Origin of the sequence: Natronocalculus amylovorans (assembly GCF_023638035.1) — an archaeon.
Classification (GTDB): Archaea; Halobacteriota; Halobacteria; order Halobacteriales; family Haloferacaceae; genus Natronocalculus; species Natronocalculus amylovorans.
In genome coordinates this window covers 94,658-110,813 of record NZ_JAKRVX010000003.1, presented here as the reverse complement: position 1 = coordinate 110,813, position 16,156 = coordinate 94,658, and the positions used below count along the sequence as shown (strand labels likewise).

The window sequence follows — 16,156 nt, the reverse complement described above, 5'->3', positions numbered from 1 at the left end:
CACCGCCATGGCTGCTTGGGCCACACATTCAATCGCACTGACCACCTAGGATGGATGTGTTTAGAGAGGAACCGGTATTGCATCCAGACGATCAGCCGGAGCCAGACGAAGCAGGACCTTGGATACAGATTATCGTCATTTCCACTATTGGATGGATACTTTTGTTTAGTCTTGATTGGCTGTTTCTTGTAGAGGGGACGTTTGTCTGGGCAACGGTTCGGATCGGCTACACCTTCTTTTGTGCGCCATTGGCTGCCGCCGGAGTGCTCCAAGATACGAGAGCGCTTGCGGTTCGAAATATCACCGTCGGCCCGATCAAATGGATATATGCAATCGTCATTCTGTTGGCTCCCCCCGTTGTGATCGGATATGCACTACACCGATGGTGGCTCACAAAGAACCACTCATGTAACAGCGACTGATATTTGATCGCGGCCACGGTAGCTACAGTATGACATCAATTATCGATATTTACACCGCTGAGTCGGATGGAAAACCAATGCAACCGCACGAGCGGATTGAGGTGGTCTCTGGTGGGCTCGCTGGCGATCGGTATCTCACCGGCACGGGACACTACGCGCCATATGACGTGTGTGAGGTGACGTTCATTTCAGCAGCAGCGATTGACACAATCAGCGATCGCTATGGCATTGATCTTACTGATGGTCGTCATCGGCGGAATATTGTTCTTGATGGACACAACCTTCGTGAACTGTTGGAAGTAACGTTTCAGTTGGGTAATGCGACGTTTCGTGGAACACGGCCTCGACCACCATGTGCACATGTTGAACGGGTCGCCGGTGAAGATGGGCTTGCACGTGCGATGAGTGAGGGTCGGGGTGGAATCTGTGCAGACGTTATTGAGCCGGGAACAATCGCAGTTGGCGATCGGCTTTCGATCGTCGAAAAAGACCCACGAACGGTTGGGCAGTCGATTGTCGATCGACTCAAAGACGATACTAACGAGAGCGGTTAGTTCTCTGGAAAGATACTCTCTGGAAGATACGCTGTTACGATCCAATTCGGCGCGTCAACCACTTCACTCACTTTGAGATCAACGATCGCAGAACAGAGCATGTACGCTTCACCTCGTGTGAGATCGTGGTTTGCTTCCAGATGATCGATCATGTGTCGGACTGCCTTCTTTGTTGCAATCATCAAATCCTCTGCAATGCCGGTTGTCGCATACATTGGTTCATCCTGACCGCTTGGAGTGAATGGCCCGTTAGTTTTGAATTGCGGCTGTTTGATGTTCATCTCTTTGCGTATGCTGAGCCGTGCGGTGACAAACATCGGTGATTCAATGCCCGTGACACAGACCTCACCGTCACCTTGTGCTGCATGGCAGTCTGCAGTCGAGAAGAGTGCACCTTCGACTTCGATCGGCAGATACACTGTGGACCCCTTCGTCATGTGTTTGACATCCATATTGCCACCAACATTGCGTGGTGGGAGCGTATCGTGAGCCCCGTCTTCTGCCGGGGCAACACCCAATGTGCCTGGGAATGGATCGAGCGGTACTTCGATTCCGTTGACAAACTTGCCAATGTCGCCCTCAAGATCCCATGCATAGTAGCCTGCCTCCTCGAAATCCTCCGGAAGCAGTCCAAGTCCCATCTCACCCGGCATATAGCCGGTGAATCCCCAGCCTTTGTGTTGGAGGTCAAGCAGTTCAATTTCAAGCACATCACCCGGTTCAGCCCCTTCAACATAGACTGGGCCTGTCAGTGGATGAACCGGATCAAAGCTTGCATTTGCGAGGTCGTCAGCGGTTGAATCTAATCCAACCTGTCCGTCGAGCGCATCCCGACAATCAAACCGGACCACATCGCCAGATTCGATCGTGAGTACCGGGTCAAGCGAGTTGTCCCACACGCTGTGAACGTTTCTGTCTGCTGCCGAAAGTCGATGATCGATCGTGTAGCTCTCTGTTGATTCTGTCATACGATATCATATACCAGTATGAGTCGATAAAACCGAGGGTAAAAGCGATCGGTGCCGGAGAAACGGAGATTGGGATTACGCTTCGTCGAAGAGCGTCTCGCCTTCGACCATATGTTCTTCGACAGCATCCATATCGAGTGTGAGCCCAAGGCCTGGTTGTTCCGGAATCTCGATGTAGCCGTTCTCGATAACGGACTCCTCAACAAGGTCTTCCCACCAGCCAAGTTCGTAGCTGTGGTACTCAACAGCAAGCGAATTTGGAATTGCAGCGCCGACGTGTGCGGATGCCATCGTTGCGATCGGACTGGAGACGTTGTGCATTGCAACCGGGACGTAGTACTGATTTGCAACGTCTGCGATCTTCCGGGTTTCTCTCATTCCACCCACTTTTGGCATATCCGGTGCAACGATATCGACTGCTTGATTTTGGATCAGGCGTCGAAGCTCGGTCACACGGTAGCGGTTCTCACCAACGGTGATCGGCGTGAGAGTAGATTTTGTAACTTCTTCTTGGACTTCGAGGTTCTCCGGTGGAACAGGATCTTCGAGCCACCAGACATCGTAGTCCTCAAGCGCTGCCGCAAGGCGTTTTGCGGAGCCACCGGAAAAGGTCCAGTGACAGTCGAATGCAACGTCTGCGCGGTCTTTCACGCGTTCTGTGACCTTTTCGACGATCTCTGCTTTGTGCCGGATCTCGCCTGGGCGGAGGTGTCTGTTTGCCCGATCTTTTTCGAGGCCGGATGGTACATCAAGATCGAATTTGAGTGCATCGTATCCAAGCTCTTCGACAACGCGCTCTGCTTCGTCTGCACAGGCCTCTGGATCGGCCTCTTCTTCGGTGTGGCAATCACAGTAGACGCGCATGTGATCGCGGTATTTTCCACCGAGCAGTTGGTAGGCAGGAACTTCAAGAATCTTGCCTGCGAGGTCATGGAGTGCGATCTCAATGCCGGAGATTGCGGTGACAGTAACACCTTCAACGGAGCCCTCACCGGACATCTTCTGGATAAGGTGTTCATAGAGCCGATCGATGTCAAGCGGGTTTTCGCCGATAACGAACGGTTTCATTCGCTCGATCAGCTCGGGGACACCTGCACCCCAGTATGCCTCACCTGTTCCGACGATTCCAGCGTCGGTGTAGATACGGACAAGCGTCCATGGGAAGTTGCCGTCAACCATCGTGGTCTGAACGTCAGTAATTTCAACGTCACGGCTACCGCCTCGTTTGGCCGTCACACCCATGGTCTCGCGCGAGAGTTCACGCATGGTGTACTCCGCGTTTGGGTCGTGCAAGTCAGCGTAATTCTTGCTCATAATTCATGGTTTACTCGCCAATGGGTAAATCTTTGGAGTTCTTAATCTCTTACAAAATCAGAGATAACTCATTAATAATCACTGCATTCTTGACTTACATCACCGTCTTCAAAATCAACAAACCCATCAATCTCGCAACCACGATCAGTGTCTCCGTTCTTTAGATACGTTACGTCAAATGACTCAAAATAAATCGCAAATACTTGACCCTGCTTCGAATCAACTCCGATTTTTTTATTGTTCTTCTCGCTTAGATCGGTAGTCGTATTTTTAGAGAAGACGCCATTACCTGTGCGGGACCAAACGGTTACATTTTCATTCGCAGTTGCGGGTGCAGTAAGATTGACATCTTGTTGACCTCCACCAAAGAAGGACACATCGATAATTGTAGAATCAGCTGACTCTTCTTGGCACTGTACTTCAACAGTCCGAGTGATTGTCGTCTGTGCACCATCGACAGAGGCAGTAAATGTAACAACCACATCTTCAGTTGTGCCTGCACCAAGTGTACATGCTGCGGAAATCACGGCATCCTCTCCAACATCTAAGTTAGTATCTGATATGTCATCACCATCAAGTGATTCAACAGTGACATCAGAGATTATCATGCCATCAGCCCAATTGTTTGTAATATTCAATAGCTCAATCGTGTCGCCAGCAGAAGCCTCTCCGCCAAGTTTTTCAATCCCAACTTTCGCGTGATCGTTATCAGCAACGCTAACCTGTAGTCCTCGATCGGCTGTAACCGATGTAAACCCAAATGTCCCCGTCAGTAGTATCATCGCAGCAAGAACTGCGAGCACGATGCTTGCAACTTTGAGATTCATCGCGTATTATTCCTCCATCCGTGCTGCCTCTTTTGGCATCGCACTCTGACCAATTTGGGACTTATTGGAATAGTATATGTGTGCAACCGAGGAGAATCCAAATGCGATAACCATGAAGACCATCCAGCTGAATTCAGAAATAAGAGCGAACGGATATGCGCCCGCCCACACCGCTGCAACAAGTGCCCCACAGACCGCAGTGAGCCCGAGGTAGTACTCGCTCCACGGGATTTCGTTCCCACGAACGACATCAATATAGATATCAACCTCTGCAAGCGCTGGCGATGGCTCAATTATACCACGGTTTTTGTTGAACTCAACGAGACCAACCGAATCCATCTTTGGTAGGTGTGACTGCTGAAGTGCAGTATAAACCCGCTTTCGCTGATTGCCCGTTACTTCTGCGATCGAGATTCCATTCTCCCACGCAGCAATCTGTTCTGCAAGCGACCCAAGATCTGTTTGTTCACGCTCTCGTTTGAGGGCGTGTAGGACGTACCGACGGCGCTGATTCGCGAGGACATCAAAAATGTCATCATCTGGAATCATCGTATCCGGAGACGAGTTTGTTTCAGAGCTTCCAATGACACTCATTCTTACATGTAGATAATTATTTTACGCTAATAAATCCATAGTATGATTAAACCATTTTACATGTTTCTGGGTGGCCCTGTATATCAATATTGATACGTAAGGTGTGCTTACGGGATGTAAATTGGGATGTCGTTAGGAGCCTATTACCCGTTCAAAACCGGTTTAAAACACAGAATTAGCGGTTTTAGCAATATTGTGCGTAGTGGTAACAAACAGAGCCTAACTCTCACATTTGTAAACTAGCAAAAATAATGGGAATACGTGTTTCAACTGCAATTGGGTCATATCGAATGGTTCGCGCAACACAAAAGTATCACATTCAGTATCATTTTGTGTGTCGATTTCGTAGTCGAGAGATTGACTGTATATAAACCGATAAATAACGATCGAGTTTGTTTATTTGAGTTTATTTGCTCCGTCAGTAGCCCGCGACTGCAGTCGTGGGCTTGTCAGGGGACGCCCCTTCTGCCGTCGATGTAACGGAGGCGTGGAAATCATCGTTTAGGTTCAGGGTTCCTGACGTTAGCGCACACTGACAGCGTGCACCTCCATTCGAAGACTTCTGCTCCGAGTGGAGACGTTTGAGAAGTTTGCGGGCGATGTTCTTGCTCGCATTGTAATCCGCGTTCAGTTCGTACTCGCATTGTTGACACACGAGCTGGTGTTTGACCGTCAATTTGATTCGTGGGTAAACCCACACAACGAACACCACTGAGACGTATGTGCGGGACTCACCTGCTCGACCTCGATACCGAACATTGCAGCTTTGTTTTCTACATACTGGTACAACGTTAGAACGCCCATGCGTGGAATCGGACTGTGCTCCTGTCGGGTCGAAGGCCGTTTTAGCGTACGTAGTCGGTTCCACAGCTCCAAGTCGATCGCGTGTGAGCAGCTGGATCGTGAACCGCCTCGGGGTCAAGCCCCGAGGCTTCCCGTGGGTTAGTCGGACACTCCCATCCGACCATCGGCCTGATAGCCTCGAACGGTCGGGTGGGTCACGGTCGGGGCGTCCACGGCCCCCGATGCCTGCCGTCGCACCTTCCGCACGGTGGGAAGGCTGTTGAGAGCAGGCACATTCCAATCGAGTTTCTTCACGCCTTTCACGGCGATGTTGACGCTTGCACCACGGTCGCTGTGGTCTTGATGCCCACAGTCCCGACACTTGAACCGTTTCTTGTTACGGTTCGCACGCTCCGTGTGTCCGCACATCGGACACCGTTGGCTCGTGTACTCGGGGTTAATCCACGCAGTCGGGATACCCTCGAACGACGCCTTGTACGACGTATAGAACTGAAGGGTGCGGAACGGGAGGTGGTGCAAGCGTCGATTCATCCGCGTGCCGTAGTCGATACTGTCGCGCATCTCTTTGAGGTCTTCAAAGACGATACACGGCTTCTCGAACTGCTGGCTCCACGCCACGATGTGACGACTCACCTTGTGGAGTCGGTCACGGACAAACCGTTCCTCACGTCCTTCCAACGTGTTGTGAATGCTGTCCTTTCCCGCGTTCTGCACGCGCTTCCGCATCGTGAAGTAATGGTGACGCTCGAACTTGATTTCAGGGAAGTCGATAACCAACGTATCCTCAACGCCACCCTCGGACAGAGCGGTGAGGGCCACGTTGTCCTCGTTCACGTCCATACCGACGACCGTCAGTGAGTCCTGCTTGTCTCGAACGGTCTGTTCGGTGTTGGTGACGTTGACGTGCAACTCAGCGTTGTCGTTGTGGAACAGGGCTTCCGCCGTCCCAATCTTCCACTCATCGATTTCGAGTGCGGTCTGGAGAATGTCGAGGTGAGCGTCACTCCCTTTGAGGACGCCCGTGACATGCTTGTACGGCTTCGCGCTGATTCGGAACGCCACATCGCCGTCGTCGGTGAGCGACAGGTTGTATCCTTCCTCGTAGTTCGCTCGGAGCGGATACGCGCCATCCTTGGTGTGGCTCGGCTGGCCGAAGTCGTCGTACTCGTAGTAGTTCTTCATCGCGCCGAGAGCCTTGGCGACAACGCGCTGTGTCGTGTTCTTCACGAGGTTGGCGTCGTCGGCTACTCGGTCGGGGATGTCGTCCCAGTCAACGCCTTCTTTGGCGAGACGGATGGTTTCGTTGTACACCGAGCGGGCTTCGAGTGTGGCGTCGTACAACAGACTCTCGTTGTCACTCTGAATGTCGAGTTGGAAGTCCAGCGTCTTGACGAGAGCCTGTGCGTCGGTCATTACTCGTACTTTCCGTATTTTTGGTATGCGTTCTCTGCGTGGTTAGGATTCTTCTTTTGGCAGTCCGGGCAGATGTCGAGGTAGCCTTCGTTTTCATGCCCGTGTTTTTCGATAAACCGTTCTTTAGCGTCTTGCATATCTTTGAAACACCCGATAAGGTCTACTGTTGCTCTATCTGATGTTTCGCCACAGATATAGCAAGTCAGTGGAGTATCGACTGTCATTCTTCCTCGGAGGGCTCTGAGGTTCGGACGACTTTCACGTCGGCTCCACGCCAGCGTTTGGGGACGGTGACGTGGGCGCTGTTCCCGAACGGTTTGACCTCACCGTCGAGAACTTCCTCTCCGTCTATTTCAAAGCGATTCACCATACTAAAGTATATATTTTGGATATACTTAATTGTATTTGTGTTGAATGTTCGATATGGGTGAGAAGCGGTCGAACCACACGGTGTACAACGTCAACTACCACTTCGTGTGGTGCCCGAGGTACCGTCACGAGATTCTCGAACCAATTGAAGATTCGTTGGAAGCGAGTTTCCGCGACGTGTGTGACGAGTACGGCTATGAGATACTGTCGCTCCACATCTCACCTGACCACGTACACCTGTTCCTGTCAGCCCACCCGAAGCACGCACCGAGCGAGATTGTGCGAACGGTCAAGAGCATCACGGCACGGGTGATGTGGGAACAGCACGAGTCGTACTTGGAGGAGTATCTGTGGGGCGGTGGGTTCTGGGAGGAATCGTACTACGTTGGGACGGCAGGCGACGTTTCGACAGACACGATTGAGCAGTATATCGAGCGCACGGAACACGTTTAGCGGAGCGTACGGCTTTCACCCTCGGGGTCAAGCCCCGAGGCACTCGGCCTGTTCAGCCTGTAGATTCTCGTGCGCGATCGATCGGCAGGGCGAGGGGAATTACACAGCATAGAGCGCAGTATCGAAAACCGGAGATTTTTGCTTGTTTATTACGTTTTGTGTGTTTCAGGACAGGGCTGAAACGCGGTTAGAAACTGCTTACTCTCCGATTTAGTGATTTTATAGAATATGATATTTTGCTAACTAATTCGGTGTTCAGGATGGCCCTGTAGCGTTTCTGGCACCCGAATACAATACCCCCTGCTGTTCTTGGAAGATATGTAGATGTGGTCGAGTCGGGAGCTGACTTCCGACCCGATCGCGGAAACGAAGTGAATAATCATGGAACGAAGAAAATTCGTAATCGGACTCGGTGCATTGGTAGCAGGATCAGGAGCAGCAATGGGTACAGGTGCATTTAGTAGCGTGCAAGCAGAGCGAGACTTGAGCGTGAATATTTCAGATGACAGTAGTGCCTACTTGGAGCTCAACGCAACAAGTCCATACGCAAGGGAATCAGATGAAATGCTAGAATTAACATTCAATGATAATGCAGAAGCAGACGATTCCTCACCTGCCGGGACAGGAGTAAACAACCGTGCAATAACGACATTTACTGATGTATTTGAAGTTACAAATGCAGGGACACAAGATGTTCAAGTGTACGTAGATCTGCCTGACGGTGTAAGAATGTTTTCAGAATCGTACCCAGACCAAGATAATGGAAGCTCATCTGATGCAGGTACTCCGATCGATCTGGTATACTGGCCTGGTGGGGGTACCCAGAGAGGAGATCCAACAGAGGAGTGGGCTGCTGAAGACGATAACCCAAATCGAGATACACCTCTTGTTGTTCCAGTAGGGGAAACGATGGGCGAAATAACGGTACAAATCGATACACGTACTTATGAAGCAGATGATGACGAAGTAACCATCTTCGCCCGTGCTGAAGACAATTACTAATATCGTTTAAGTTACCAACATTAGAACAAATATAACGTTTAATTATTTGTACTCGGCTAGTCCATCGTCATTTTACATTCATCAAATTTGATATAATAGTTCGTATGGCGTGGTCTCGTTAAGAACCAACTCAGCTGGTATTTGGTTGTCCATCGATTAATACGGTGGTTGACGGTTATAATAATCATCAAACTGTTCAACCAATTGGCGAAGGGTTTTATTACTTCTCACCCACAAGTTATTGAAGCGGCCGATGGGTTGTTTGAGTGTTTGAAAACACTTTCAATGAGATTTCTGTTAGTATTGTTGCACCGACCGCGCAACCTTAACGGAAAAAGGTCAGTCTGGTACGCCGATACCTTCGGCGAGAAACACAATCTCTGAGGGAAAATGTTCCTCGGCGAGGCAATGAAGAAATACAACTGCCAGATGAGTGCCATGGCGTCCAAACAATTCAGCATCAAGGGTACTGTCTAGATAAGCCAGTTTGAGAAGCGAGCAGATCAATGGTTTAGGTGTTCAATGCTCAACCAAGATCTGCTCAAAGAAACGTTAGACACGGCGAATCTTGAATGTTGGGAGCGTGAACGGACGGCCACGCCCGTCAGGGCGTTTGCCGTCCGCCTCCACGCAACCGGTTGTTCTCTCAGAGAAACACAAGAAATTATTCGATTATTCGGCGTAGAACGCTCTCATCAAGCTATTTGGCAGTGGGTACATCAAGTTTCTAACAGCGTTCCCGACCCGCCTGAGGCGAAGCCGAAGCGGGTCGCGGTTGACGAGACCGCTGTCAAAATTAACGGCGAGCTGTGTTGGTTGTACGCTGCAATAGACCTTGAGTCAAAATTGATTCTTGACGCCGAGCTGTTTGGACGCCATGACACTGATCCAGCGGCTGCGTTCCTTCACCGCCTTGCCGAGAAACACGATCTCTCCGAGACCGTGTTTCTCGTCGACGGCTTCGGCTATCAGACTGCCCTTGCTCGATTAGGATTACGCGGTCACCGAAACTATACCGACAGAAACCTCATTGAAAAATGGTTTCAGACACTCAAACAACGTATCGACCGCTTCTATCCACTCATGGGTGGGCAGTCGGAGAAGCGTTCGCCAATGGATTGAACAGTTCGTACACTATTATAACCATCAACGACCGCATCAATCGCTAGATAATCGAACGCCAGCTGAGGAGGTTCTTAACTAGACAGTGCCGCATCAAGAATAAGTTTTGTCTCATGATATATTATTTAATAAGAATTCATACATTTTGATCGGTGTTGAAAATAAAATGTCCGAGTATAATGGTGTCCACTACGGTAATCACATTCAAGCACACCCTGAAGACCCTTCTGGCACCTGAATACCATACCACCATAGTGTATGTGTGTATACAGAGCGCGATCGATGTTGAATCTCCAGATCGGAGATCGGTACCCAGTCGCGTCCCACATTATGCAACGACGAACATTTATTATCGGTATCGGTGCGGCGACGGCTAGCGGAGCTGGCCTGATCGGCACCGGTGCATTCTCAAGCGTAACGGCAGAACGGGGGGTGACAGTCAGTGTTGTCGGCGATGCAGACGCATTCCTTGCATTGGAGCCACTCGACCCACACACGGACAACTACGTCGCATTCAATAGCGACGATATCATCGAGTTTGATTTCGCCGGTGGAGACGGTGACGATGAAACATTCGACCAGTTCGGCAAGGGTCTCAACCCGAACGCATTCACCTCGTTTGAAGATGCGTTCTCTATTACCAACAACGGCACCCAAGATGTCGGCGTCAAAATAACTGCACCAGAGAGCCTCACTAACGAGGGCGTTAAACTTCCAGCCTACGCCAACGAAGGCGACGTTGACGGCGAACGCGAAGATTACAACGGTTCGATCGGCGACCTCGGCGCAGAAGAGGCGTGGACCGACCTTGCAACAGGAGACACGATGTATGTCTCGATCGTCTTTACAGAGAGTTTTGATGTTGCGGAGGATAACTTCGAGCTAGCGTTCGACATAACTGCCAGTGCAGATGAACATAGCGAGGCGGAACAATGAAGCGACGACAGCTGATTCTTCTCAGCGGTGCAACGATCGGTCTTGGGTCCGCACTCGGAACAGGCGCATTTTCAAGCGTCACCGCCGAAAGAACAGCCACCATCAACGTTGCAGAGGACTCAACTGCCTACCTTCGCTTGGATGCGAAAAACAGTTCGACTGATATAGTGTATCAGAATGACGAGAATGAGATCCAGATCGAGCTGGATAAAGTAAACGCAAACGCGATTACGACGATCGAAAACGCCTTTGAAATCCAGAACTTGGGGACACAACACATCTGTTTGAGTGTTTCAGTCTCTACTGGGGACGATCTGAGTGAAGATGATATTGATGACGTCCTGCAGTTCACACTAACTGATTTTGACAACGAGCCGAATCTCCTCACTGATGGCCCATTTGAGATGGAGTCGCTCTCGGCGGGCGAAGATGCAGCACAGAACGAATCGTCCGTGACAATCCGGATTGACACAACTGAGTATAGCGCAGGATCGGAGTTGGTAAACGGAATCACGTTCAGTGCGGAGGCAGGCTCCTGTTCCGTTGATGAAGAGCCTGAACAGCCAGATACAAAACACGTGTACGGAACCGGTTTTGATGATGAGTTATATAAAATCGAAATTTCGGATAACCCCGGCATTACTGCTACGTCGTTAGGCGAGTTAGAAGGGAATGACGAAGTGGATACGACACCAAACGCGGTGTCGTATGATGCAGGAAACAAACGGATGTATTACACTGTCGATGACAGTAATGATGGCCGAAGCAAATTATGGTTCTTTAATAAAGATAGTGATAATAAGCCGGCTAATTCTGATGGAAAAAGATTAAACGGGGACCGTGTCGTTGGTTCATCTTGGTACGAAGATGAATACTATTACATTCCAAATCATGATGATACGGTTTATAAAGTTGGCTTCAATATCGATGGAACAGTCGATGAAAACACAAAAATCGATGAATTTGAAGAATTCAATGATGGAGACAGTTACACATTTGGAGATATTGCAATAGATAGCGAGGGTATGCTTTATGCAAGCACGACAGAAGGCGACTTCTTTAGTTTAAACTTAGAATCTAGTGATGGAGAATTTAAAGATGACTATGGAGACGGCGCAGGGAACTTACAACTTGGCTTCTCTGGCGAAGAAGGTGACCAAACTTTGTATGGCCATGATGCGGGAGACGGTGAGTTCTATGAAATAACAATCGATGGTGGAAACATAACTACCCAGCCGCTCGGAAAGGTCGAGGGTGGTGATGGTACCTTGAAATTCACAGATCTTGCGAACGGAATTCCTCCTATGACAGATATCGATGAAGTGATTGACGCTCCACCAACCGAATAATACAATTCAACGACATTTTGTGGCGGATGTGTATTTTAATCACGTAAATTGAGTGTTCAGACATACCCTGAACCCCTACAGACCCCTCAATACCATACCATACTAGTACGTCTACGCAGGTAGCAAGCACGATCGACCGTACTGACAAATACGACAAAGAGCGATTTAGAATCCAGCTGGGCATGGGCTGTACGCTGGACTGGAAACAGAATCGGGATATCGAGTCAGCTGTCGATCGCAGACGCGAAAAATATATGATACACATAGGATCTGTTTGCGGACAAACAACAAACGGCGACGGTTCGAGGCGATCGGACCGCATTGGTGGCACCTAATGAGTACGATGATTCGGCGAGTCGCACTTGTAGCGGCGATCGTCAGCGGGTTAACGCTCGCCGTTGCCACTGGAGCGGTCCCACTTGGGCCAGGTGACCAGCTCTTTTCCGATGAGCAAGGTGGCGATAACTTTGTGACCGCATTCCCTGGCGAGGGCGAGCACGGGAACTACTCATACTACGACCAAAACGGTGAGTTCGTCATCGACCTCAGCGACGGCAACCCATACGTTGAAGGAGACGGCGTCAATGAAAACGGGGTAACCTATCTCTCAGAGGTGTTCTATCTTGAATATGACGGCGACGACGCCGCACATGTCTGGATCGAACTCGCACAGGAGACTGCTGCAGTGAGTTTCATGGTTGATGGCGAGTCGATCATGTCCGAAGAGACGAATGTGACACTCACTGAAGGCGAGGTGGTCCCGATCGATATGCGAATCGATACACGGGAGGATACCGCAGCGGTCGGTCTACTCGATCTCGACAGCATCATCATTAGCGCAACAATTCCGGAAAGTCCAATCGAGACTGCAGATGACGATGCTGGTGGAGCAACAGGTGGGCCACAAGCCAGTAGCGATGACGACGATGAAGATGCAGATGCGGATGAGGCAAACGAAACTGACTCTGAAACAGAGACAGCGTACAACGTCTCGGTTGACACAAGCGAGAACAACACTCGAACGATCGCGGTTCGAAACGCAACAACCGGCGAGCGAGTCACGGTCCCGCTTGACAGCATGGAGCTCGGCAACGTCACACTCGATGAGATTGCATTTGATTCACCAGTCGATAGCAACGAGACCGGGTATGAGCTCATCTTGACTGGCGATGAGAACCCGATTGACGATCGTGAGCTCACAGTGGAAGAAACCGGCGCTACACCAGTCGGGTACGTTGGTGTTGAGCATCCGTTTGAGACCGATGAAATCCCTGTCGAAATGAACTTCAGCGTTGCACAAACGTATCTAAACGATACAAACGTAACCGCGGATCAGGTTACCCTCTATCAGTTTGGATCGTGGACTGAAGTGCAAACAACAGCCACCGCATCAGATGAAACGAGAGAGCGCTTCACTGCGAACACATCCCGGTTCGATATCTACGCGGTCGCAACCCGTGTCCCGGTGTTTGATGTCGCTGTCGATGATGTGGGAACGGTAACTGCAGGAGATGATGTGACGGTGAATGCGGAGATTACGAATCTTGGCACCGCAGTTGGTTCGGGAGCATTCGAGGTCCGAACAGATGGCGAACCGCTTGCGACAGAAACCGTCTCAGTTGATGCAAACGAAACAGTTCCAGCATCGATCGAACTCACCGCGGTTGAGTCAGGTATTCATGTCGTCTACTTCGATGATGTTGTCGTCAGTGTGTTTACCGTGGACGAACCACCAGCAGAGTCTGACGAAGAACCTGCAGAGCCGGCAGAGGAAGCAGGTGGATTTGGACTGTTCGAGGGGCTTGGACTCGTCCTCCTGCTCTCTTTGATCGGGACCACAATTATCCTTGGACGAAAAGCCTACAAATAATACCTCGATTCGTCGGGTGTTTGTAAATCACTACGGCTAATACTTTTGAGCGGTTTGAACAGGATAATGTCCGAGACAACACACTCATCTGATATTTCTGTTCGACACGAGCTTCTGTCTCGGAATAGCATACTCGATTTTGCAGTACTGCTTGCAGTTCCTGTAGTCTTATTTATCATATATCACCAGCCAGAAGAACTCAAGCGCGCATACACGTTCTACTACCTAGAGCCCGAAATTGTAACCGCCTTCTCAAACCATTTCATTCATATTACGACTGCACACATCGCATCCAATCTTATTGGCTATCTCCTGTTGGCATCTGTTTCATATGTCCTTTGTGTGCTCTCTGGGCGGCGGCAGTTCTTCTATGTCTGTCTTATTACATTCATTTTCGTGTTCCCATTTGTCTTATCAGCACTCAATCTTGCACTGCCTCGTGATGCGATCGGATATGGCTTCTCCGGGATAAATATGGCACTCTATGGCTTGCTTGCGATGTCGCTTGCAATCTTTGTTATTGAGCAGATCAACAGCGACCTCCAGATCCGGAATGCACCGATTTTATTCTTTATTGCGATGGGCATTGTTGCGTTTATTGCAGTGCCACCGTCAGCGGTAACGCTCGGGACGATGGCCCTTTGTGTTGCGATTAGCAGCTACTACATTCGATCGATGATCAGCCATACTAGCGTACCAACCATGCGTTCGGTTCGATGGCTACTGTCACAATCGCCCGCGATCGATGTTGCGGCCTTTTCGTTTGCACTGTTTGTGTTCTATCCGTTTGTTGCATTCCCTGGCGTTTCACAGGGTGGTGATGCAATTATTAATCTCTACGTTCACCTGTTGGGGTTCTGTCTTGCGTTCATCTCGGCATATGTGTTTGAGCAGCTGTTGCATGTGGACTAGTCAACGAGTATGAGTGTATCTATCACTGAAGTTTATATTCATCCCTGCCTGACCATTAGATGATACGGAGGACGTTGTGAGTACAAAACAGTACGCAAAGTTGGGCATTGAAGCACTCATTGTAGTGATAGTGCTCGCACTGTTTTTGGGACAACTCCTTGGCCAGCCAATTTTGTTGAGCTACGTCTTCACCGGAAGTATGGCACCTACGATGGATCCAGGTGATGGATTCGTTGCGGTCCCATCTGCATTGGTGACAGAGTACAGTGAAGGTGATGTAATCACATTTGAGGCAGAAGAGATCCAAGGAGGCGGACTCACAACGCACCGAATTGTTGGTGAAACCGAACAGGGGTATGTAACCCGTGGTGATGCAAATCCGTTTACTGATCAAGATGGCGGTGAACCACATGTACAAGAAGCACAAATCGTAGCCAAAGCAGGCACGGTTGGCAGCACTGTCATCGTCGTTCCCCATCTCGGTACCGTCGTGATGGGGTTACAAGACGCAATCGAAACCGTGCAACAACAGGCTGCAATGCTGTTTGGGTTTCAGTCATTACAAGGGACGCAGGGGCTTGCATATCTCCTATTTGGGCTCTCAGTTCTCGCATATATTTTTGAAACGATGCGAGAAGGTGGGAAATCCAGAGAACGTGGTCGGTCACGAACTCGAGAAAACGGAACTGACACGACCCTTATCCTTGTTGTTCTTGCAGCGGTGCTTATGATATCTGCAACCGCCGCAATGGTTGTTCCCGCAGGAACCGAACAGTTTGGAGTTGTTAGCTCACAGTCTGCATCCGAGAATCCAACGGTTATTCAACAGGGAACGACTGAGAATCTCACGTACATTGTTCCAAACGGTGGGCTTGTACCAACAGTTGTCTTTTTAGAATCAGAAACAGATGGAATTGAAGCGGCTCCAGATGAGCTCTATCTTGAAGGCCAGTCATCACTGAATGCGACAGTCTCTATCACCGCACCGCCGGAGACAGGGTATTATCGATATTTCCTGACAGAACACCGATATTTGGCAATTCTACCGCCATCCCTTATTGCAGACCTCCATGGGATTCATCCATGGGTACCACTCGGAGTGATTAATGGCCTGTTGGGCGGCGGTATCTATCTCATTGGACGTGTGGTTATTGGAACTGATCGGGTCAGAATCCGATCGCGAGACAGGCCAAGCAGTTCGTTTGTATCGCGACTCTTTGAATAACGAATCTAACAATCGAAACGAC

The 16,156-nt window shown here is 49.9% G+C and carries 16 protein-coding genes and 2 pseudogenes; 10 read left to right on the top strand and 8 right to left on the bottom strand.

Features of this window, described 5'->3' with window-relative positions; translation table 11 throughout:
• Nucleotides 1-56 precede the first annotated feature (56 nt).
• Both AArcSt2_RS08625 and AArcSt2_RS08620 read left to right on the top strand, forming a co-directional pair.
• The gene (locus tag AArcSt2_RS08625) at nucleotides 57-422 is read left to right on the top strand and encodes a hypothetical protein (RefSeq protein WP_174653861.1); all 366 of its coding nucleotides are present in this window, start codon (nucleotides 57-59) and stop codon (nucleotides 420-422) included.
• A 29-nt stretch (nucleotides 423-451) separates the two neighbouring features.
• Nucleotides 452-976, top strand: coding sequence for an MOSC domain-containing protein (locus AArcSt2_RS08620; protein WP_250583950.1), 525 nt, complete (start codon nucleotides 452-454; stop codon nucleotides 974-976).
• On the opposite strand, the gene AArcSt2_RS08615 is transcribed toward AArcSt2_RS08620, so the two are convergent.
• The 8 genes and pseudogenes from AArcSt2_RS08615 to AArcSt2_RS08580 form a co-directional block, all read right to left on the bottom strand.
• On the bottom strand, nucleotides 973-1,944 hold the full coding sequence (locus AArcSt2_RS08615; protein WP_174653863.1) for an acetamidase/formamidase family protein: 972 nt from the start codon (nucleotides 1,942-1,944) through the stop codon (nucleotides 973-975). The genes AArcSt2_RS08620 and AArcSt2_RS08615 overlap by 4 nt on opposite strands.
• 75 nt (nucleotides 1,945-2,019) lie before the next feature.
• Complete coding sequence (locus AArcSt2_RS08610; RefSeq protein ID WP_174653864.1) at nucleotides 2,020-3,258, bottom strand: mandelate racemase/muconate lactonizing enzyme family protein; 1,239 nt, start codon at nucleotides 3,256-3,258, stop codon at nucleotides 2,020-2,022.
• Between the two features lie 71 nt (nucleotides 3,259-3,329).
• Nucleotides 3,330-4,085 (bottom strand): hypothetical protein, encoded by a 756-nt coding sequence (locus AArcSt2_RS08605; protein ID WP_250583948.1) that lies wholly within the window; start codon nucleotides 4,083-4,085, stop codon nucleotides 3,330-3,332.
• 6 nt (nucleotides 4,086-4,091) lie between these two features.
• Complete coding sequence (locus tag AArcSt2_RS08600; RefSeq protein WP_250583946.1) at nucleotides 4,092-4,679, bottom strand: DUF7344 domain-containing protein; 588 nt, start codon at nucleotides 4,677-4,679, stop codon at nucleotides 4,092-4,094.
• A gap of 418 nt (nucleotides 4,680-5,097) precedes the next feature.
• A pseudogene (locus AArcSt2_RS08595) lies at nucleotides 5,098-5,494 on the bottom strand (zinc ribbon domain-containing protein); the annotation flags it as partial.
• Between the two features lie 127 nt (nucleotides 5,495-5,621).
• Complete coding sequence (locus tag AArcSt2_RS08590) at nucleotides 5,622-6,896, bottom strand: RNA-guided endonuclease InsQ/TnpB family protein (RefSeq protein ID WP_250583943.1); 1,275 nt, start codon at nucleotides 6,894-6,896, stop codon at nucleotides 5,622-5,624.
• Nucleotides 6,896-7,033 (bottom strand): hypothetical protein, encoded by a 138-nt coding sequence (locus tag AArcSt2_RS08585; protein WP_250583941.1) that lies wholly within the window; start codon nucleotides 7,031-7,033, stop codon nucleotides 6,896-6,898. Before AArcSt2_RS08585 ends, AArcSt2_RS08590 begins: the two co-directional genes overlap by 1 nt.
• 83 nt (nucleotides 7,034-7,116) lie before the next feature.
• Complete coding sequence (locus tag AArcSt2_RS08580) at nucleotides 7,117-7,266, bottom strand: DUF2080 family transposase-associated protein (protein ID WP_250583939.1); 150 nt, start codon at nucleotides 7,264-7,266, stop codon at nucleotides 7,117-7,119.
• Nucleotides 7,267-7,319: 53 nt separating this feature from the next.
• Here AArcSt2_RS08580 and tnpA point away from each other — a divergent pair, with 53 nt between their 5' ends.
• From tnpA to AArcSt2_RS08540, 8 genes and pseudogenes are all read left to right on the top strand, one after another.
• Entirely contained in the window at nucleotides 7,320-7,718 is a 399-nt protein-coding gene (gene tnpA / locus AArcSt2_RS08575; protein WP_250583937.1) for an IS200/IS605 family transposase, read from the top strand.
• 381 nt (nucleotides 7,719-8,099) lie between these two features.
• Nucleotides 8,100-8,720 (top strand): DUF1102 domain-containing protein, encoded by a 621-nt coding sequence (locus AArcSt2_RS08570; RefSeq protein ID WP_250583935.1) that lies wholly within the window; start codon nucleotides 8,100-8,102, stop codon nucleotides 8,718-8,720.
• A gap of 522 nt (nucleotides 8,721-9,242) precedes the next feature.
• A pseudogene (locus AArcSt2_RS08565) lies at nucleotides 9,243-9,924 on the top strand (IS6 family transposase).
• Between the two features lie 248 nt (nucleotides 9,925-10,172).
• Nucleotides 10,173-10,778 (top strand): hypothetical protein, encoded by a 606-nt coding sequence (locus tag AArcSt2_RS08560; protein ID WP_250583933.1) that lies wholly within the window; start codon nucleotides 10,173-10,175, stop codon nucleotides 10,776-10,778.
• A complete protein-coding gene (locus AArcSt2_RS08555) occupies nucleotides 10,775-12,127 on the top strand; it encodes a hypothetical protein (RefSeq protein WP_250583931.1) in 1,353 nt (450 codons plus the stop codon). The genes AArcSt2_RS08560 and AArcSt2_RS08555 overlap by 4 nt, the downstream gene beginning before the upstream one ends.
• A gap of 334 nt (nucleotides 12,128-12,461) precedes the next feature.
• Entirely contained in the window at nucleotides 12,462-13,997 is a 1,536-nt protein-coding gene (locus tag AArcSt2_RS08550; RefSeq protein ID WP_250583929.1) for a PGF-pre-PGF domain-containing protein, read from the top strand.
• Nucleotides 13,998-14,063: 66 nt separating this feature from the next.
• Nucleotides 14,064-14,909: a hypothetical protein gene (locus tag AArcSt2_RS08545; RefSeq protein ID WP_250583926.1), complete on the top strand. Its 846-nt coding sequence runs from the start codon at nucleotides 14,064-14,066 to the stop codon at nucleotides 14,907-14,909.
• Nucleotides 14,910-14,985: 76 nt separating this feature from the next.
• Nucleotides 14,986-16,134, top strand: coding sequence for a signal peptidase I (locus tag AArcSt2_RS08540; protein WP_250583924.1), 1,149 nt, complete (start codon nucleotides 14,986-14,988; stop codon nucleotides 16,132-16,134).
• Nucleotides 16,135-16,156: the final 22 nt, after the last annotated feature.